This is a genomic window from Nostoc sp., assembly GCF_036917235.1.
Taxonomy (GTDB): domain Bacteria; phylum Cyanobacteriota; class Cyanobacteriia; order Cyanobacteriales; family Nostocaceae; genus Nostoc.
This window is the reverse complement of sequence record NZ_JBALDU010000112.1, coordinates 48,885-68,457: the sequence shown is the minus strand read 5'-3', so window position 1 is coordinate 68,457 and position 19,573 is coordinate 48,885. Positions and strand designations below refer to the sequence as shown.

Genomic DNA, 19,573 nt, shown 5'->3' with positions numbered 1-19,573 from the left:
CAGAATCGCCTTCAGGACTAGGTGCAAAAGCTTTGTAAACCTTGTTCTTTCAGGTTATTCTGACTCACTACGTGCAACCTCGAATCGCACACTTTTAATTCTTATTATAGAGAAGATACATCAGATTTATATCTCTGGAAAAAACAAGATATTGTTTTACAAAGTAATGTTTTATTTTATGGGGACATAATTCACAAAATCAAGAGTGATTTTATCAAAAATCCTGAGTGCTTAAATATTGTTTATTTGCATTATTGGCTTATTGAACAAATACTAAGCTGTCTTCGGACGAAATTAAATTTATTCTCTTGGGAACTAGCTTCTTTATTCCCTGCTACTTTTTTTACATGGAAATTACATTTAGTATTTTCATTATCAATACTTGCTGGGTTAGTAACATCCTTTGTATTTGCTACTATTCGCTATTGGCTGGTTAATCAGCTTCCAAGATGGACTTCTATTAGTTCTCAATATCGAAATTGGCTGGCATGGGGACTAACTTGTGTCACTTCTAGTATTTTTATTTTTACTCCCAATGATTTCTTTTTTTTGCTATTTTTGTCAATAGTTGGCCCGTTATTACAATGGGTTTTTAGTTTTATAGTAGGGCAAATTGGTAAAGGCTTTATGCGTTGGTTATTAGCTTGAAAATCGGGTGTGAGGCATTGAAAAAGATGTTTTTTCGTGAAAGACTATTTTCAGAAAAAGATTAGGATAGCTGAAATCTTCAAACAATATTACCTGAATTAAATCAGATTTTCTAATTACGTTTCAACAACTGCCAACACTGCCCGGCGATCGCCCAATCTTCTTGAGTATGAATAACCAATATCCGTACTGCCGAATTGGGTGTAGCAATATCTTCATCCACAGGCTGCTGTTGATTTTTCTCAAGGTCTATTTTAAGTCCGATAAACCCAAAGGCTTCACAGGCGGCTTGGCGAATTTGTGGAGAGTGTTCACCCACACCTGCTGTGAACACTAAAGCATCTAATCCCCCTAAACTAGCAAGCATTGCGCCGATACCAGAACGCAAGCGATGCACATAGATATCCCATGCCAGTTGAGCGCGGGAATTACCTTGAGCAATCGCTTCTCTCACTTCACGCAGATCGCTAGATACACCCGAAATTCCCTTTAACCCAGAAGCTTTATTTAATAACTCATCCAACTTTTCTACAGAGTAATTGCAGTGCCGCAACAGGTAAATCAAAATCCCCGGATCGACTGAACCAGAACGACTACCCATCATCAATCCTTCTACGGGCGTGAATCCCATAGTGGTATCAATACTGCGACCGTTTTTAATTGCCGCTAAAGAGCAACCATTGCCCAGATGGCAGATAATTAACCGCTCAGATGCAACATCTCGACCGAGAATTTGGGTAGCACGACCAGAACAGTATTGGTGACTGATACCATGAAACCCATAGCGACGAATACCTTGCTCTACCCACTCGTAGGGGCCGGGATAGATTGCTGCTGCATCGGGTAAAGTGGCATGAAATCCGGTATCAAAGACTGCTACTTGGGTGACATTTCCTAAGATTTTTTCAATTGCTTCTATGCCTTCCACAGCGGCTGGATTATGTTCTGGAGCAAGGTTAGAAAGACCCGCGATCGCCTTTTTGACATCCTCGGTAATTACCACACTATCTCGATAATGCTCGCCACCATGTACTATCCGATGTCCCACCACATCAATTTCTGACAAGCGATCGATTACCTTGGTAGCATCACGATCAAGTGTATTGAGCATATAGGTGAGGTGCACCTGTGGAGAATCACCAGAAATTGATTTTTCCAGCTTTTCACCCGTAGCAGTTTTCACCTCAATTTCTGCCACACCCCGATCTTGAGTCCAGTTGATTTTCCCTTCCCAAAGGGGTTGGGGTGCTTGATTAGGAAGAGCTTCATCTGCAATTTCATACAGACAACTCTTTTGGCTACTCGATCCGGCATTCAGTACTAATATCTTCATAGTGACAACAGAAAAAAACGATCTCCTTTGATCGTGTCACTAATTCTAGCTTCATGCTTAGTTATCATTTCGTAGGTTGATTGGGCGGATGTCGCGCATCTTGAGGGTTCTTTTGCCTGCGTTATCGTCGTCATCAATTGTTACCAAGTATTTCACAACCGTATGGTTTGCATTTCCACCGGTCACGGTGACAACAAATGCTGAGTAACTGTTAGTGTTTGTGCCACAACCACTTCGGTCATGGAAAGTTTGATTCCATTCACCAATATGGACACCCTCGCCTCGTGGCTCATCACCACTTTGTTTAATTTCATTGAGGAGAGTTACTTTCAGTTGAGATAGCTTTGATTTTTTATTAGCAAGCATAAGTTTAAGAAACTTATCGCGATTTACCTTGTCAAGATTGTTGCCGTTGCTGCATTTATCTTCGTAGTTAGCAGAAGCTGAATCCGGGCTGGTCATCACCAGTGCTGGAATCTTGGGAGACTGAGCGGCGTGCCCACTTGTTGTTGCTAGTGCGAGAACACATAAAGTAAAAAAACCAAAGCGCATTGAATTTTCCGAGCGTGAATTAGTGTGTCCAATCAAGATTAACTGCAACGGACACGAAAGGACAGGGTTTGCCCGGTAGGCGTATGCAGCAGAGAGGTGAAATGAGCGCCAACAGTATCTGATGATACTTGTACTTCTAATAGGGAAGTTTAGGCAACTTAACGATAAAGCTTGTCCCCTTGCCCTGGGCACTTTCAACTTCAATCGTCCCCTGATGCGCCTCAATAATACTCTTTGCTAAAAATAACCCTAACCCCCATCCTGTTTGATCCTCAGCAGAGATGGTTCGACGAAATTGTTGAAATAAGATTGATTGAGCGTCTGAAGAGATCGGATTACCCTCATTGTGGATAGTGAGGCTGATCTGCGTTTCAATTTGCTCAAGCGTGAGTGTAATTGGCGTATCAGGAGCACCATACTTCACGGCGTTAATAGCTAAGTTTTCAATTACCCGTCGTATCTGTTGACGGCTGCAATTGCTCCTGATATCAGTATCACAAACTACAACAAACCGCTCTCCATAAGTAAAGTTCAAATCCTCTACTACGTCCTGAACAAGGCTGTCTAAATTGCATTCTTCAAATTCAAACTTTAAGCTCTGCCCTGCCCGCAGCTGACTAGCATCGAGCAGATTTTGAATCATCGAATTCAATCGGTCGATCGCACTTAGCATTTTCGCTCCGATATTCACATGGGTGTCTCCTCGTTCAAGCCGACGTAGAGTCAGGTGAGTACCCATTTTTATGACATTGAGTGGACCTCTAAGATCGTGAGTCAGTGTCACCATAAATAACTCTTGAATATCTCGCAACGTCTGGGAAAATTGAGTCGCTGCATCATTAACAGCTTGCTCAATGGAATCGATAATAATATCTCGTTCCCTCACCTCTAAAGCCGCTTCTTCTTCTAGAATTTCAAATATGACCTGACGGAGAATGTGGTACTCAAAAATGAGTTGAGTCATTGAGTAGTCGGCAAAACCTGCCCGCTCATGTCCATGCTTTTTCCCAATCCGAGTGCTATTTAGTTTATCGGTTTTTATTCTGGCTGGTGTCCTTTCAATCTTCGTTGACAGCTCATCCACTAATTGCTCTAGATACTCAGGTAGGGAATTTTGTAGCAGAAGAGAGTCCTGATGTATTGATGCACCGACTTCATCACGCGCCCGCTCCTCCCACCTCTGCATAATTCTTTCAACATTTTGCTTAAGACGGTTAGACACTTGATTATTATACATAGATTGCAAAAGCATCAAAACTAGCAAACAGTCAGCTTTAAACTGTTTGATATTGTACAACTGTCTTGTGATGTCAAGTGGTTCTTATAAAAATCAGCCTATGCTGCTGTTGCTGGGGATCGTGACCATTAGCGATTACCTACAGTAAACTGCGCCAACGCGAACTTCGGGATGTAGCCCAGGAGTAAATTATCCTGTTCTTGCAAGACTGGCGCTTGCTTATTTACCCCCGATTTTGCAAGAAAGGAAACCCCAACTGAAATCGTTATACTAACTGTGGGAGGCTGTTTATCTATCCAGCCAGATTCCATAGTTAGTTGTGTTTTTTTATAGCTTGTTGCACTATGTCCTTCTTCAAAACCCCGCTGATTGGTTTAAAAGCTGACTCATTTCGTCATCCATTAGACCTGGAAGCTACCAAAGCGCTCAAGCAGATACCAGGCATAGATATGTTAGTGCGAAATTGGCTCGGGCCAATGGCAGAGCAGGTTTTCTATGTGGAAAATATTGCCTCTAGTATTTTGGTGGGTGAAAAGCAACTACCCGATTTATACAAGCTGTTGTTAGACGCCTGTAAAATCCTGGATATAGATCCTCCCCAGTTGTACGTCCACCAACATCCGGCTCCCAATGCCTATACTTTTGCTGTGCGGGGTAAGCAGCCTTTTGTTGTGCTACACACTTCCCTAATTGATATGCTCACACCAGAGGAAATACAGGCAGTAATCGCTCATGAGTTGGGTCATCTTAAGTGTGACCATAGCGTTTACTTGACTCCTGTAAATTTACTAATATTAGCTGCGGCGATTGTGCCCAATGTTGGTACTTTCGTTGCCCAAGCCATACAGGCGCAACTTTTAGAATGGGTACGTTGTGCTGAGTTTACCTGCGATCGCGCCGCATTACTAGCAACCCAAGACCCAAAAGTTGTTATGTCGGTGTTGATGAAGTTGGCAGGTGGTTCTCCCACCTTAGCGCCCCAACTGAATCTCGATGCCTTTGTCGCCCAAGCCCGCGCTTACGATGATATTAGCAAGACGGAACTGGGTGAAATGGTCAAAGCTGCCCGTACAGCCCAATTAACCCATCCAGTGCCAGTGCTACGGGCGCGAGAAATTGACCGTTGGGCAAGCAGCACTGAATATCAAACTCTGTTGCACAGTCACGGACTGAAGTCTACTAATAATGAAGTTGCACCCAAAGGTGGATGGCGCAATTGGTAGAGCTACTTTTAACAACCGCTTTTTCGCTATATAAGCACAAAATTTTTATAGATGTGAGAAAGCGATCGCACTTTGGCGATCGCTTCCCCTTTTTATCGAAAAACGCAAATTTCCCCTACACTACATATCCCTTTTGTCAACTAGAAGCTTTCACCGCTGCTTCGGCTTGGGAGTGCAATAACAAACCGTATTCCAAGCCCTCCACCACCGCTTGATAGGAAGCCGCCAAAATATTGGTGGAAACCCCTACCGTCGTCCAGCGTTGACGACCATTGCCTGATTCTACCAACACACGGGTTTTCGCCGCAGTGCCCGTATGTCCATTGAGAATCCGCACTTTGTAATCTGTCAAATCAAAAGTTGCAATTTGGGGATAAAAGTTCACCAAAGCCTTGCGTAAAGCTGCATCCAAAGCTGCAACTGGCCCGTTACCTTCCGCCGCCTCCAAAATATTTTTCCCGTCAACAGCAACTTTGACTGTAGCTAAGGCATTGCTAGTTTCTTTCCCCTCAATCAAGTCACAGTGGACTTGAAAACCTTTGACTTCAAAAAACTTCTGGCGGCCTCCCAAAGCTTCGTGCATCAACAGCACAAAACTGGCCTCTGCTGCTTCAAATTGAAATCCTTCACTCTCCAAATCTTTGAGGCGCTGGAGAATTTCCCTAGCCTCTGCTTTTTGTTGATCCAATTCAATCCCAAAACTGCGGGCTTTGGCTAAAACATTGCTCAGTCCAGACTGTTCAGAAATCACAATGCGCCGACGATTCCCGACTTGTTCCGGCTGAATGTGTTCGTAAGTTAGGGGATTACGTTCCACTGCTGATACATGAATACCGCCCTTATGGGCAAAAGCCGAACGTCCGACAAAAGGAGCGTGTTCATCTGGCGCAAGGTTGACCACCTCACTTACAAAACGACTAGCTTCTGTAAGTTGTGTGAGCTGGTCTTCTGTGATACAACTGTAACCCGCCTTAAGTTGTAAATTGGGAATTAACGAACAAAGGTTAGCATTACCGCAACGTTCACCGTAACCATTAATTGTGCCCTGTACCATCTTTGCCCCTGCCATTACGGCGGCTATTGCGTTAGCAACCGCCATTTCCGAATCGTTATGAGTATGAATTCCAATTTGGGGCATTATTCTTTGTCCTTTGCCCTCACTTATTGGTTCTTGACAAATACTTCGACTTACTTCGACTTCGCTCGGCACAAGTCGCTCAGTACAAGTGACAAATGACAAATGACAAATGACATCTTGAACAATTTGGCTAATTTCGTGGGGTAAAGTACCACCATTCGTATCACAGAGGACTAGCCATTCCGCACCAGATGCGATCGCAGCCTCTAATGTCTGAAAAGCATAATCTCGATTGTGCTTATAGCCATCAAACCAATGTTCGGCATCGTAGATAATCCGACGACCTTGAGAACGGAGGTACTCAATTGTGTCGCGAATCATCGCCAAATTTTCTTCTAATGTCGTCTTGAGTCCGGTTGTCACGTGTAAATCCCAAGACTTGCCAAAAATTGTTACCCAGCGAGTTCCCGCCGCCAAAATATCCTGTAGCATCGGTTCGGTGGCGGCAGTGGAGTTGGGGCGTCGAGTCGAACAAAAAGCAACAATTTCAGCCTGTTTGAGCGGATCTTCTTGGAGTTGCCAGAAAAATTGTACATCCTTGGGATTGGCACCAGGCCAACCACCTTCAATGAAGGGAATTCCCAGTTGATCGAGTCTACGGGCAATGCGTAACTTATCTTCTATCGATACAGATAGCCCCTCGCGCTGAGTGCCATCCCGTAATGTAGTGTCATAGAGCCAAAGTTGAGGTGAAGAATTTGTGGTCATAAAACTGGGACCGACGAAACAACTTTCGAGGCAATGTGTCAATATACAACAAAAAGCCAGTTTGGCAATTTAAAAATGCCTAAAGTAATAGCTGAAGGTAAAACAATTGATTGCGAGCATGGAAGCAATCTCCGCAAGATTTTGCTGCAAAATGGTATTGACCTCTACAATGACGGTGCTAAGGTAATAAACTGTCGGGGCATTGGCAGTTGTGGTACCTGCGCGGTTAAGGTAGAGGGCAAAGTATCAGCAGCGAACTGGCGCGACTCTGCGCGGCGTTCGCTTCCTCCCCATTCTCCTACAACAGACTTACGTTTAGCCTGCCAAACTCAGGTTTTAGGCGATGTGAAAGTGACAAAGTTTGATGGATTTTGGGGACAAGGTTCTCGAATAGTGTGGACACCAAAAGGTTAAAAAGGAGTTAAGACAAGATGGGTAGATGGACACCCTTAATTTTAATGGCTGGTGGTTTAGCCATTCTGCTTGGTACATTACTAGGCATCAACTTTCCGATGGGCGTACAAACTGCTAACGCTCCCAGTGACAAGAAATCAGAAGTCCTGCCAGCTAATATCAATGTTAATAGCAGTGCTGGCAGCAAGAATGAAGAAACTGCAACAGAAGGAAATGAAACAACTCAAACAAACGAAAACAGGCGCGGTATTGTAGCCCCAAGACCCGACAACAGGAGTAACGTTGCCCAGAATTCTGGCGATGACTCAACATCACCTGCTGACACTACAACAGAGAATAATACAGATTCTTCAGAAACAAGCACACCATCTACCGATACAAATCAAAGCAACGAACCAATTCGCGCCTTGTGGTAACGATAAGATCCGTCTTTAGTTACGAGTTATAAGTTATAAGTTATGAGTTATTAGTTATAAGTTATTAGTTATGTACTAATGATAAATGGCTAATGATAGGTGACTAATGACTAATGACTAATGACTAGTGAGACTGTAATTATTGGTGGCGGCGTTATTGGTTTAGCGATCGCCATTGAACTAAAATTGCGCGGGACAAACGTCACCGTGCTTTGTCGTGACTTCCAGGCTGCCGCTACCCACGCTGCCGCCGGGATGTTGGCACCAGATGCGGAAAACATCCCTAATGGGGCAATGCGTTCCTTGTGTTGGCGATCGCGTGCCTTATATCCCGACTGGACGCGCAAATTAGAAGAACTGACAGGTTTAAATACTGGCTATCGTGCCTGTGGTATCCTTGCACCCCTCTTTGAAGAAAGCAGGGGAGCAGGGGAAGTTCTCTCCTCTGCCCCTCTGCCCCTCTGCCCCTCTGCTAGCGAAGAGTCCCCGGCTTACTGGTTAAATAAAGAGGCAATTCATCAATATCAGCCAGGATTGGGAGCCGAGGTAGTTGGTGGCTGGTGGTATCCTGAAGACGCCCAAGTTGATAATAAAGCTCTAGCTCACGTATTGCGGACGGCGGCTGAATCTATTGGTGTTGAACTCAAAGATGGTATTACGGTAGAAGGATTTTTACAGCAGCAAGGACAAGTGGTTGGCGTGCAAACCAATGCTGGAATAATTCGCGCCGCGCACTATGTTTTAGCTTCAGGTGCTTGGTCAAATGAATTGTTACCGCTACCCGTGCTACCTAGAAAAGGACAAATGCTGAGTGTGCGGATACCAGAATTTGCGCCGGACTTGCCTTTGAAGCGAGTTTTGTTCGGGCAGAATATTTACATCGTACCAAGACGCGATCGCCTGGTTATTGGCGCAACAAGTGAAGACGTTGGCTTTATGCCCAACAACACCCCAGAAGGTATTCAAAAATTATTACAAGCTGCTATCCGCCTATATCCCCAATTAAAGCATTATCCCATCCAGGAATTTTGGTGGGGATTTCGCCCAACCACCCCTGACGAATTACCCATCCTGGGCACTAGCCACTGTCAAAATTTAACCTTTGCTACAGGTCATTACCGCAACGGAATTCTACTTGCGCCCGTAACCGCCGCTTTGATTGCCGATTTAATATTGGAACAAAAGTCTGACCCCCTACTTGCTGATTTTCACTATTCGCGCTTCCACTCCAAGTCATCTACCTCCACCCCAATGCTGACTCACTCTGCCAATTTCTCTAACGGACATCACTCTGCTATATCCCCACTCTCCACTCAAGACTCCCCACTGATTATCGCTGGCAAAACCTTCCAATCCCGCTTGATGACGGGAACTGGTAAGTATCGCAGCATTGAAGAAATGCAGCAAAGCGTCGCCGCCAGCGATTGCCAGATTGTCACCGTAGCAGTCCGACGGGTACAAACCAAGGCTCCTGGACATGAAGGTTTAGCTGAAGCCTTGGATTGGACAAAAATCTGGATGTTACCTAATACCGCAGGTTGTCAAACTGCTGAAGAGGCGATTCGGGTGGCGCGTTTAGGGCGAGAAATGGCGAAATTGTTGGGGCAGGAAGATAATAATTTTGTCAAGTTAGAAGTAATACCCGATCTTAAGTATTTACTCCCAGACCCGATTGGGACATTGCAAGCAGCAGAACAGCTAGTTAAAGAAGGCTTTGCAGTATTGCCCTACATCAACGCCGACCCGATGTTAGCCAAGCGCTTAGAAGAGGTAGGTTGTGCTACAGTCATGCCTTTGGCATCACCCATTGGTTCTGGACAAGGGCTGAAAACAACTGCCAATATCCAAATTATCATCGAAAATGCAGGTGTGCCAGTGGTGGTAGATGCTGGTATTGGTTCACCCTCAGAAGCCGCCCAGGCAATGGAATTGGGAGCAGATGCTTTGTTGATTAATAGTGCGATCGCTCTTTCTCCAAAACCAGCAGCAATGGCTCGTGCCATGAATTTGGCAGCAGTTGCCGGTCGTTTAGCATACCTTGCTGGCAGAATGCCTATTAAAGATTACGCCAGTCCTAGTTCACCTCTAACTGGGACAATTACTAGTTAGAGAATGGGGAATAGGGCATAGGGCATGGAGCATGGAGAATAAACAGACAAGAGAGACAAGGGGAATAACCAATGCCCAATTCAATAGGGTTCGGTTAAGGTTTTTTGATTAAAATTCTAGATCGCTTCAAGATGCGATAAATCATCACAAAGACGCGATAAATCGCCGTCTCTACAAAAGGAATGATTATTGTAGAGACGGCGATTCATCGCGTCTCTTGCCTTAACCGAACAGTATTGATACCCAATCCCCAATGTAACGATTTATCTAGCAGTTTAAGACCAGATTTAGCATTTATGTAACATTAAATTAACGATAAAGATAAAGGAATTCATTCATGCCCTATACCAATGAAGAAGGCGGTCTTCTGAATAATTTTGCCAGGGAACCAAAGATTTATCAAGCAGAACCTCCCACAGAAGGGCAAAAGCGAATTTATCTCCTACTAGGAATTGCCGCTACAGCTTTGGTTGTCGGCTTGATTGTAGTCGCCTTCTTTGTTTCTAAGAGCAGTTGATCGTAAAACATTTTAAGAAAACTTCATTTTCTTTATAGTTTTTCAGGTTCCGATTTTAAGAGGGGCCTGCTTTTTTATTTTTTGTTAAAATTGAACTAGGAATCAAAGTATATAATTATACTTTGATTCCTACTATAATTGAATGCTGAATATATCCTGATTAGCACAACATCTACTTGTTAAAAATAATTTTTAGTATGAGTTTGTCCCACTGGATGCACCCAAAAAGGTGATATGTACTGTGTTTTGGCTCTTTAGCCGCTATGAGCGTGAATGATACTGCACACAACAATAATTCTACTTGGAATCGGCAAGTATACCACCGCCTGAAACTTGCCTTAAGTCTTGGCTTACGCCGACAAATTCTCTTAGCAATATGTGACAATTTATACTTAAGAAATCAGGTAGCAGCCCGTTTGCATTCTACATTGGCTTATCCTGTTGGACAGGTGCTATATCAATCATCAAATGCTCAGGAAAATAGCACTCCAGCTTATCCGCGATTAGTCACGTTGCGTTTGAATTTAAACGATCCCAACCCCATAATCCAGATTAATCAATGGTTGACTAATTATCCACCGCCAATTGTTGGGGCATCAAAAGATACTCCTGGAAAACCTTTTCCAGTTCCAGCATTTCAAATTGTCGGCGTGGAGCATCTCACCAAGCAACCAGTGGCGACACAGCGGTTATTTTTGCACTATCTCCGCTTAAGCGAACAATATTTCTCTACACAAGAATCTAGCCGATTCCTAGAATCTAACTTGCTATTGTGGATACCGCGTCCTTGGTTATCTGCTATCAAGCAATCAGCACCACAGTTTTGGCGTTGTCGTACTGGCGTATTTGTGTTTGCTGGAGAACCCACACCAGCAACTCAGAATTTGGCCTATCCAGAACGTTTTTCACGTTCAGGAAGCTTGGAAGGGAATATTGAGCAGTCGATTCTAGATGAATCAGCTAACCAAGCAGAACTCAGAACCACAGCCACTGAGTTCAAGTTTGAGAATAATTCTGATTTCCCAGTAGAGATACAAGAGAATCGGGTACACAAAACTGAGGAAGTTTCACCATCAACAGCGGATTTATTGAAGGCTACGCCACAACAACAGGAATCTACAAATCGGTCTGGTAGTGGGAGTAATAATCAATCGCTGTCATCTTTATCTTATATTAGCAGTGAGTTAACGGAGCTAGTAATAGCAACAATTAATACAAATTTTGCTCAAAATACAGAGGATTCCTTACAACCACAGCAGATTTTATTAGAGATTGAAGAATTACACGAAAATCTTGTTTCAGAGGAAATACTGGCAGAGGCTTATCATCGCTTGGGTACTTTATACCGTCTTCGCATTGAGCAAGGAGAGGCGACTTTAGAAAACCTGATGGTGGCAATTATTGCCTATCAGGAGGCAATTAGCTATGACGAAAGCTCACCCCAACTCCCAGATATCTTGAATGATTTGGGTACACTCTACTGGATGCTATACCGCACACCACCCAATTCTGAGGAGGGACAAACTTATATAGAGCAGGCAATAGAATTTTATGAGTTGGCGTTAAAGATAATTTCGCCTCAGACACATTCGGAAACTTACGCTCGTGTACAAAATAATTTGGGGACAGCCTATGGTGATTTAGCTCGTTTCTCTCACCCATCTGAAAATTGGCAGCAAGCAATTTTCGCTTACAGTGAAGCACTCAGCTACCGTACAGCGGATATGGATTCATTAAAGTATGCGGCTTGCCAAAATAATTTGGGTACTGCCTACTGGCATTTAGGGCAATACAACCAACCGATTGTGCATTTAAAGAAAGCGATCGCAGCTTACAATGAAGCACTTGCACACTACAACCCGGAAAAGGAACCGCTGAAGTATGGGATGATTCAAAACAATATCGGTACTGCGTGTTGGAATCTGGCACAATACGAACAACCTGCCCAAAATCTCCAGCTAGCCATAGATGTTTATAGCGAAGCTCTCAAGTATCGCACTCCAGCTAATGTTCCCAGTGCCTGCGCCGCTACACAAAATAATCTGGGTACTGCTTACTGGCATCTAGCAAACCTATCTGAGACTACTAAAGAGGCACGGCAAAAGTATCTGCAACTATGTATCAGCGCTTATGAAGAAGCTATAGCTTTGGCTCATTCCCTTAGTGGTACTTCTTTAAGTTTTGATTTGCTTGCCTCTCACAATAACCTGGGATTAGCACATTATCAGCTAGTAATAGATAAGTCTTTTAATGGCGACAAAGCGATACGCTCTCAACACTTAGAAGTAGCATTAGATAACCATTTGCAAGCATTAAACGGATTAAGTAAACAACCAGAGGCTTATCAAACAACCTTTGCTTATGTGGTGAAAACTATTCGTGCTTTTCATAATGAGTTGGGGATACAGGGGCAAAATCTGGCTTTATCTAAAGTTCCTAGCCAGTTATTACCAGAGATTTTGTCAAAATTATGAATCCCATTGCTCTCCATAATGCAGAGAATGTCAAAAAACTGTAACTTCATATCAGCTTGACAATTTATTGGGAAGTCAAGTAAGGTAGCGATGTTTACGACGGGCTGCGCCTGCGTAATTACTAGACTTCTTGCATAAATCCAAAAAAGAACCCTACTCCGCCTTTGACTTACGTCAAAGTCTTTACTCCTGCTGGGTGCAGTGTGTTAGGGAACTTTTTGCAAGAAGTTTACCGTTTACTAATTACAAACTAGTGAAATATATTTTAACAATCCATAATCTTAACTTAATAAATATAAAGTATTCATTAAATTATTTTGAAATACACATAAATTTTTTATAAAAAATACAATAAGACGTTGGCGGATTTTCCGTAAATTTACTAAGGTAGATTGAAGACCTACTTGAAAGAAGCTCCAGAATGATAATTAAAACCTAGAATTATGAAACTTAGTTTTGTTTTCGCTACTGCTATATCTAGTTTTTTTATGAGTTTGACCACAGGATTTAGTTTCTCTGGTCAAGCACAAGCTCTAACTTTTTCTGGCATCTCTAGTGCGACATGGGGAAATCCTACGCCAGGAAGCACCGATACTAATCCCATATATACAGGTGTGGGAAGTAATACATTTACTTGGGGTCAAGCTGATTTGCCGCCAGGACTTCCAAATAAACTAACCTCTAATGGAACTTCATTTTCTGCGGACATTAACTCTGTATTCAAAATAGCTGATTTAACTTACTTTAATGGAAAGGTACGCACTGATTCAAGCGTTGAATTTGTACCTTTAAATCTCAATGTATCTTTCAGCCCTCCTGTGGGAACCAGCCAAGTTTTTGACTTCAACTTGCGTTTAGTAAATACACTTAACGACCCAAAAGATCCTGAAAAGAGTGCAGACTTAGTATTTTTAGACACAAATTTGAGTAATCGCAGTTTCATCTTTGGAAGTAATAAATATACCCTTGAGTTAATCGGTTTTAATCCAGACAGTCGCCAGATAAGTATTAAAGCTCTTGAAGAAGCTACAACTACAACAGCTATTTATGCCAAAATCAAAACTATACCCGAACCTCCGCCAGTGGTGGGTCTATCCTTGCTAGGGATATACCTGATATCTCGTAAAAATTCTTGGAAAAGAAATACAGGGAATAGGGAATAGATATATACTGAGTTTTGTTCAAAAATTAAATAGGAGTGCTACATAACAATCCCATTTGATTTTTGAACTTATTTGCGTGGACAGGCAAGAAGTAACTGGAAAGAAAGCTCTTTAAGTTGTACGGAGTTTTTTCACGCAATCAAAAATTTTGGCTATAAAAATATAGAGACGCTATTTGTCGCGTCTCTACAAAGGTTTACGGTTTTTTGATTGCGATGAATTGCGTCTTTATGCAGGGTTAGGTTGGGTTCGGTTTTGAAGTAGCTGGATAATTGCAGCTTTTTCTAAGATTCCAATTAGGACGCCATTCTCACGAATCACGGGAAGCACAGATAGCTTTTGTTGTTCGAGTAACTGCATTACTTCCAGTAGAGGTTGATCTGATTGGACTGTGGTAGATTCAGTAATTGGTCGCATCACTTCTTTAACTTGAGTTTCTGACCACAGTGCTATGGGGATGGTTCTTAAATTATCAATTGTGATCGCACCTACTAATTGTCCATCATCATCAGTCACTAAGAACCGATGCCAGTTTTGTCCACTTATGACTCGCTCATCGGCAAACTCTCTCAGAGTAGAATTAGCAGATACAATCGGGCTGTCATAAGTTACAGCATCTTCGGCTGTCAAACCTGTGAGTTTTTCTTGGACTCTGGCAAATTGAGCCGAATTACCAGCATTTTGCAATAAGAAGAAGCCAATTAACAAATTCCAGAAGTTACCAGCGTTGCCAAATAATAGTAAGGGAACTACACCAGAAAGAATTGCTACCCAACCAAAGATTTGCCCAACTCGACTCGCAAAGGTTACACCTTTATAAGGATTACCTGTAATTTTCCAAACAAGAGCTTTCAGTATATTTCCGCCATCTAAGGGCAAGCCAGGAATCAGGTTAAACAGGGCTAATGCCAAGTTAACAGAAGCTAGAACGCCAAGAATTGCAGCTAACGGCCCTGATGCAGATGTAGTAACACCAATCGCTGTAACGATACCGCATAGTAGTAAGCTTACCATTGGGCCTGCGATCGCTACCCAAAAAGCTTCACCTGGGGTTTTCGATTCTTTTTCTAAGCTCGCCAAACCGCCAAATATAAACAGCGTGATGGATTTGACATCAATTCCCTGACCAAGCGCAACAAAACTGTGGCCTAATTCATGGGCGACGACAGAGGCAAATAACATCAGCGCTGTCATCAATCCTAGTAGCAAAGCTAATCCCGCAGACAATTGGGGAAATTGCGCCCCCAGTCCACTGCTATAGCTCCAAGTTACCAAACCTAGAACTAAAAACCATGACGGATGGATATAGAAGGGAATTCCGAAGAGATTACCAACGCGAATTGTGCCATTCATGTCGTTCACCTTTGATTTCAGCTTCAAGAGGTTTGCTTTCGTCCTTCTCGATGCCTCTAGTGTAACGAAAGGTTAAGAGATTTTAATCTTGGGGATGGTAGTGGTGTCCGTCTGTAAAGGTGCGGTTATTGCAAATAGTTGCGAATAATACCTCACTACTTCTCTATAGCTATATCAGGTAGACGGCTCCATTCATTCCAAGAGCCATCGTAATTCCGAACATTCGGATAGCCCAATAAATACTTTAAGACAAACCAGATATATCCAGAACGCCCACCGATAGTACAGTAGGGAAACACTTCCTTATCAGCCGTAATGCCCTTACTCGTATAAAGATTTTTCAATTCGTCGAATGATTTAAAAGTTCCATCCTCATTGAGAGTTAAGATATGCTCCAGATGCACTGCACCGGGAATATGTCCAGTGAGTTGACCTTCTTGTGGTGGCCGATCGAAAAACCACTCACCAGAGTATTCTTGCAGTGTTCGGACATCCAATAACACACGATTGCTTCTACCTATCGATGCCTGAACTTCATTTTGTAATGCTCGCACATCAGCATCAATACCTCTGGCACGGTAATCAGTAGAAGCAAACGTAGATAACTCAGTTGCTAGTGGACGACTTTCTGATTTCCATTTCTGGTAGCCGCCATTGAGAACTCGTACATTCTCATGTCCAAAGACTTTCAACAACCAGAAAATCCAAGCTCCCGTTCCCGGATAACTGCCATAAGCAATCACTGTGGTGTCATTGGTGATGCCTGAACGTGCCATTAGCTTTTCAAAAGCGATCGCATCCAAATTCATCTTCAAATCGGGCAAGAGTAAGTCTGTAAAGATGTTCCAGAAGACAGCACCAGGTATGTGAGCATTTTTGTACGGCTCTGGACTCATATCCACTTCAATAATGCGGATGTTTGGATCGTTAAGATGATTTGCAAGCCACTGGGTATCAACGATAACAGATGGATCGGCGTATTGAGACACTTTTATTTCTCCTGTAAGAACGCGAAAAGAATTGAAATTTGTGTTTTCTCAACGATTTAGTCTTGGTTGTAGTTGGGAAATACGATGTGCGATGTCCGATGCACTAAGGTTGTGGAAATAGAGAATAAGGAAAAGCCGATGAGTGGGTGGAACACTGCTAGAGGAAAATAAGTGTGTAAATGAATTGTGAGAAATTGCAGTCCCAGTAGCACTGGCATACTTGCTGTTAGGTTTCGGATTCTTCGAGGAAACGGAATCAAAAACACCCATATCAACAAAACTAGTGAGAGTCCGCCATATCCTCGCACGAGCCAAATATGTAGGTTCCACCAATCAGAGTTGTAAAAGTAAGCCAGTCCAACACTGAATATTTGGATTATTAAACAGAGATTGAAAAGGACTGCGGCGATCAAAAAACTGATTTGAATCCAGCGCCCGGATATCTGTGTGTCATCAATGCCAGAATTTACAGTCATGTAAAGTAATTCAAAAAACTAAACAAAGGATTTGACTTGGTGTGACTAAAGCTAAGATAAGTCTGGTTGCGATACTGCGCCTAGACCTCGAACGAGTACACTTTGCAAATCATGGTTGCCTTACAAGCTCTATTTCATGGAATTGCTCAAGCTCAAGATGAACAGACTTTGCGATCGCACATATCCGCACAAATGAGTGAGTATTTTTCAGCTACACGATGTGGGCTGTTTTTCTTTGCCCAAATTTCTTTAGTTGACAGCAAGATTCAAAAAGCACTGCAAATTGCATTATCGCCTCAACACAATCCAGTTGCACGCTACTTGCTAGAACGCCATGCCCCTGTTCATGAAGCTTTGGTAGTAGAACCTAAGACATGGAAATTGATTTGTCCTCGTGCCGATCACTGGCACGTCATGGCAGGGCCAATTGTCAGCAATGGTGAGTTAGTAGGTGTGGTAGGTTTGACGCGTCAGCAAGGAATGCCTGCATTTGATTCACAAAATCTTACAGATTTGAGTGCGCTTTGTCTGCATATTTCTACTTGGGTGGCAATGGCGCAATTGCAACAACCACTATTACAGACAAAGCGTTTAACGCCTCGTGAAATGCAAATTGCTTCCTTGGTGGCTCAAGGACAAACCAATGCAGAAATTAGTGCTGAACTTTGGATTACTGAAAACTCTGTCAAGCAAGCCTTAAAAAGGATGTTTCGCAAGCTTGAGGTTTCATCTCGCGCTCACATGGTTGCAAAGCTTTCCACAGTTTCAAAATAAATGACCTTTTATTGCCTGATTAATCCCGAATTTTTCTCCTCATCTCCCCCTGATAAGCATTTCTATGAAAATATAAAATTAAACGCGATCGGGGGGGATCTTCTAGCTTAGACATCCACTTGTGCTGGAATTTTCTCCATCTGCTGATAAGTTTTCTGCAACATCGGGGTAATTTGATCGGCGGGCATAGGACATCTCCAGAAGTAACCCTGACCTTCATCACATCCCAGCATTTTCAGGTAGTCAAGCTGTTCTCGGGTTTCCACACCCTCTGCCGTGATGTTCAACCGCAGGCTTTTTGCCAGGGCAATAATCGCATTCGTGACGGCAGCACTATCAGGATTGGACGTGACATCCTGTACAAATGACCGATCGATCTTGAGCATATTCACGGGAAAGCGCTTCAAGTAGTTAAGGGAAGAATAACCAGTACCGAAGTCATCTAGAGCCAAGCATATACCCAGTTCTCGTAATTGTTTTAAGGTTTTAACCGATCGCTCCATATCAGCCATCAAGAAGCTTTCGGTCACTTCCAATTCCAGGTGAGATACTTGGAGTCCAGTTTCCTCAAGAATTTGGCTGATGACCTCAACCAGATACGGTTGTTCAAACTGTCGAGCTGACAGATTTACAGATATCCGAATTGGGTTAAATCCAGCAAGCTGCCAAGCACGGTTTTGGGTACAAGCAGTTCGCAAGACCCATTCGCCAATTGGTACGATCGCACCATTGGCTTCTGCAATGGGAATAAACTTGTCTGGAGAAAGCAAACCTAATGTCGGATGCTGCCAGCGAACCAACGCTTCCATAGCTGTAATTTGTCCGCTGTGTAAATCAATTAGAGGTTGATAATAAACCAGCATTTCATTACGCTCAAGCGCCCCATGTAATTCATTTTCTAAAGTTATTCGCTCCTGTAACTGAGCATTAATTTCCGGTGAATAGAATTGGTATTGGCTACGCCCTTGTTGCTTTGCTTGGTACAGTGCTATATGAGCCTGTTGCAAAAGCTGATCTACGCTATACTCATTGATTCCATTAATTGTAATGCCGATGCTGGCGGTGAGATGAATCAAATTACCCTCTATGGAAAAGGGTTTGCTCAGGGTATTTAACACCATCTGAGATAGCTTAATTACACTTTCAAAAGAAACAATATCTATGCGGGAAATGGTAAATTCATCTCCACTCAAATGGGCAAGAATATCTGTTTGTGTCATGCAGAGTGATAACCTCTGAGCAACTGCTCTTAACAACAAATTTGTTGTTTCATGCTGCAAACCATGACTCATAGCAGTGAAATCATCAATACCCAGTAAAAAGACGGCTACAAAGCGCTGGTTATTTTCAGGTTGAAATAGAGTCTGATGGAGGCGATCGCGAAATAAATCACGATTGGGTAATCCAGTTAGATCGTCATAATTACTGATGTAATGAATTAACTCATCTAATTTGTGAAGAGTTTGTGAGGTATCTGCCATCAATGTACCGACTTCATCAGTAAATTCTGTGGGCAATTCAGGCAAGGTTTTGGTGTTTAGATAATTTTGCAATGCCGCAGATGTAAAAATAACCGGTTTGAGGAGGTGGTGTATTGCGTAGAGGGTGGCGGCTGTACCCGCTAAAGTAGCCAACAGAGCAATAAGCATAACTCGGATCGTCATCTCTAAGGAATAGGAGTTTGAGATAACGAAACTGAAAAGTAAGCTTAGAAGTGGTATGTGAGTACCCAAAAATGCCACCAACATGATCTTAGTGGTGTAACTTTTTTTGAGTAATGGAAAACTAGCTAGGAACGAGTATAGATTGAGCTTCATAAATTCTGTTCGATAGTTGGTAAATTAGTTCCGAGCTATTCTGGCAAAAGGGTATTTTTGATTTACAATTCAGTGCCATTAGCTCTCATGGAACCCAACCCTGATAAGGTTATATATTATGGTTCCCAATCTAGGTTTCTCTTTGATATGTTTACTATAAAGTTTATGTAAAAATTATCCATAAACAATCTCACAAGAAATACCTACATCAGGTTGATTTTTATTAGTTTGT

17 protein-coding genes are annotated in these 19,573 nt (G+C 42.7%); 8 read left to right on the top strand and 9 right to left on the bottom strand.

Going from position 1 to position 19,573, the window contains the following annotated elements:
• Positions 1-760 precede the first annotated feature (760 nt).
• The 4 genes from V7K44_RS32235 to V7K44_RS32220 form a co-directional block, all read right to left on the bottom strand.
• Complete coding sequence (locus V7K44_RS32235; protein WP_334938018.1) at positions 761-1,981, bottom strand: acetate kinase; 1,221 nt, start codon at positions 1,979-1,981, stop codon at positions 761-763.
• A gap of 57 nt (positions 1,982-2,038) precedes the next feature.
• A complete protein-coding gene (locus tag V7K44_RS32230) occupies positions 2,039-2,443 on the bottom strand; it encodes a hypothetical protein (protein ID WP_334938015.1) in 405 nt (134 codons plus the stop codon).
• Positions 2,444-2,669: 226 nt separating this feature from the next.
• The gene (locus V7K44_RS32225) at positions 2,670-3,719 is read right to left on the bottom strand and encodes a sensor histidine kinase (RefSeq protein WP_334938013.1); all 1,050 of its coding nucleotides are present in this window, start codon (positions 3,717-3,719) and stop codon (positions 2,670-2,672) included.
• Positions 3,720-3,898: 179 nt separating this feature from the next.
• Positions 3,899-4,081 carry a hypothetical protein gene (locus V7K44_RS32220; protein ID WP_334938011.1) on the bottom strand — a complete coding sequence of 61 codons (183 nt, stop codon included), beginning with the start codon at positions 4,079-4,081 and terminating at the stop codon, positions 3,899-3,901.
• Between the two features lie 33 nt (positions 4,082-4,114).
• Between V7K44_RS32220 and V7K44_RS32215 the strand changes: the two genes are divergently transcribed.
• On the top strand, positions 4,115-4,993 hold the full coding sequence (locus V7K44_RS32215) for a M48 family metallopeptidase (RefSeq protein ID WP_334938009.1): 879 nt from the start codon (positions 4,115-4,117) through the stop codon (positions 4,991-4,993).
• A gap of 136 nt (positions 4,994-5,129) precedes the next feature.
• Here the strand turns inward: V7K44_RS32215 and cimA are convergent, their stop codons facing one another.
• Positions 5,130-6,839 (bottom strand): citramalate synthase, encoded by a 1,710-nt coding sequence (gene cimA, locus V7K44_RS32210; RefSeq protein ID WP_334938007.1) that lies wholly within the window; start codon positions 6,837-6,839, stop codon positions 5,130-5,132.
• 75 nt (positions 6,840-6,914) lie between these two features.
• On the opposite strand from cimA, the gene V7K44_RS32205 reads away from it, so the two are divergent.
• The 6 genes from V7K44_RS32205 to V7K44_RS32180 all read left to right on the top strand — a co-directional run bounded on the left by V7K44_RS32205 (position 6,915) and on the right by V7K44_RS32180 (position 13,932).
• Positions 6,915-7,253 (top strand): 2Fe-2S iron-sulfur cluster-binding protein, encoded by a 339-nt coding sequence (locus V7K44_RS32205; RefSeq protein WP_334938005.1) that lies wholly within the window; start codon positions 6,915-6,917, stop codon positions 7,251-7,253.
• A gap of 17 nt (positions 7,254-7,270) precedes the next feature.
• The gene (locus V7K44_RS32200) at positions 7,271-7,669 is read left to right on the top strand and encodes a hypothetical protein (RefSeq protein WP_334938003.1); all 399 of its coding nucleotides are present in this window, start codon (positions 7,271-7,273) and stop codon (positions 7,667-7,669) included.
• Positions 7,670-7,789: 120 nt separating this feature from the next.
• Complete coding sequence (gene thiO, locus V7K44_RS32195) at positions 7,790-9,778, top strand: glycine oxidase ThiO (protein ID WP_334938001.1); 1,989 nt, start codon at positions 7,790-7,792, stop codon at positions 9,776-9,778.
• Between the two features lie 337 nt (positions 9,779-10,115).
• A complete protein-coding gene (psb34, locus tag V7K44_RS32190) occupies positions 10,116-10,295 on the top strand; it encodes a photosystem II assembly protein Psb34 (RefSeq protein WP_334937999.1) in 180 nt (59 codons plus the stop codon).
• A gap of 263 nt (positions 10,296-10,558) precedes the next feature.
• On the top strand, positions 10,559-12,769 hold the full coding sequence (locus tag V7K44_RS32185) for a tetratricopeptide repeat protein (RefSeq protein WP_334937997.1): 2,211 nt from the start codon (positions 10,559-10,561) through the stop codon (positions 12,767-12,769).
• 443 nt (positions 12,770-13,212) lie between these two features.
• On the top strand, positions 13,213-13,932 hold the full coding sequence (locus V7K44_RS32180; RefSeq protein ID WP_334937995.1) for a choice-of-anchor K domain-containing protein: 720 nt from the start codon (positions 13,213-13,215) through the stop codon (positions 13,930-13,932).
• Positions 13,933-14,160: 228 nt separating this feature from the next.
• Here the strand turns inward: V7K44_RS32180 and V7K44_RS32175 are convergent, their stop codons facing one another.
• The 3 genes from V7K44_RS32175 to V7K44_RS32165 form a co-directional block, all read right to left on the bottom strand.
• The gene (locus V7K44_RS32175; RefSeq protein ID WP_334937993.1) at positions 14,161-15,285 is read right to left on the bottom strand and encodes a site-2 protease family protein; all 1,125 of its coding nucleotides are present in this window, start codon (positions 15,283-15,285) and stop codon (positions 14,161-14,163) included.
• 155 nt (positions 15,286-15,440) lie between these two features.
• Positions 15,441-16,274, bottom strand: coding sequence for a sulfurtransferase (locus V7K44_RS32170; protein ID WP_334937991.1), 834 nt, complete (start codon positions 16,272-16,274; stop codon positions 15,441-15,443).
• Between the two features lie 56 nt (positions 16,275-16,330).
• Positions 16,331-16,750 (bottom strand): DUF6220 domain-containing protein, encoded by a 420-nt coding sequence (locus V7K44_RS32165; RefSeq protein ID WP_334937989.1) that lies wholly within the window; start codon positions 16,748-16,750, stop codon positions 16,331-16,333.
• 111 nt (positions 16,751-16,861) lie between these two features.
• On the opposite strand from V7K44_RS32165, the gene V7K44_RS32160 reads away from it, so the two are divergent.
• Complete coding sequence (locus V7K44_RS32160) at positions 16,862-17,524, top strand: LuxR C-terminal-related transcriptional regulator (RefSeq protein WP_334904681.1); 663 nt, start codon at positions 16,862-16,864, stop codon at positions 17,522-17,524.
• 107 nt (positions 17,525-17,631) lie between these two features.
• On the opposite strand, the gene V7K44_RS32155 is transcribed toward V7K44_RS32160, so the two are convergent.
• Positions 17,632-19,341 (bottom strand): putative bifunctional diguanylate cyclase/phosphodiesterase, encoded by a 1,710-nt coding sequence (locus tag V7K44_RS32155; protein WP_334937987.1) that lies wholly within the window; start codon positions 19,339-19,341, stop codon positions 17,632-17,634.
• Positions 19,342-19,573: the final 232 nt, after the last annotated feature.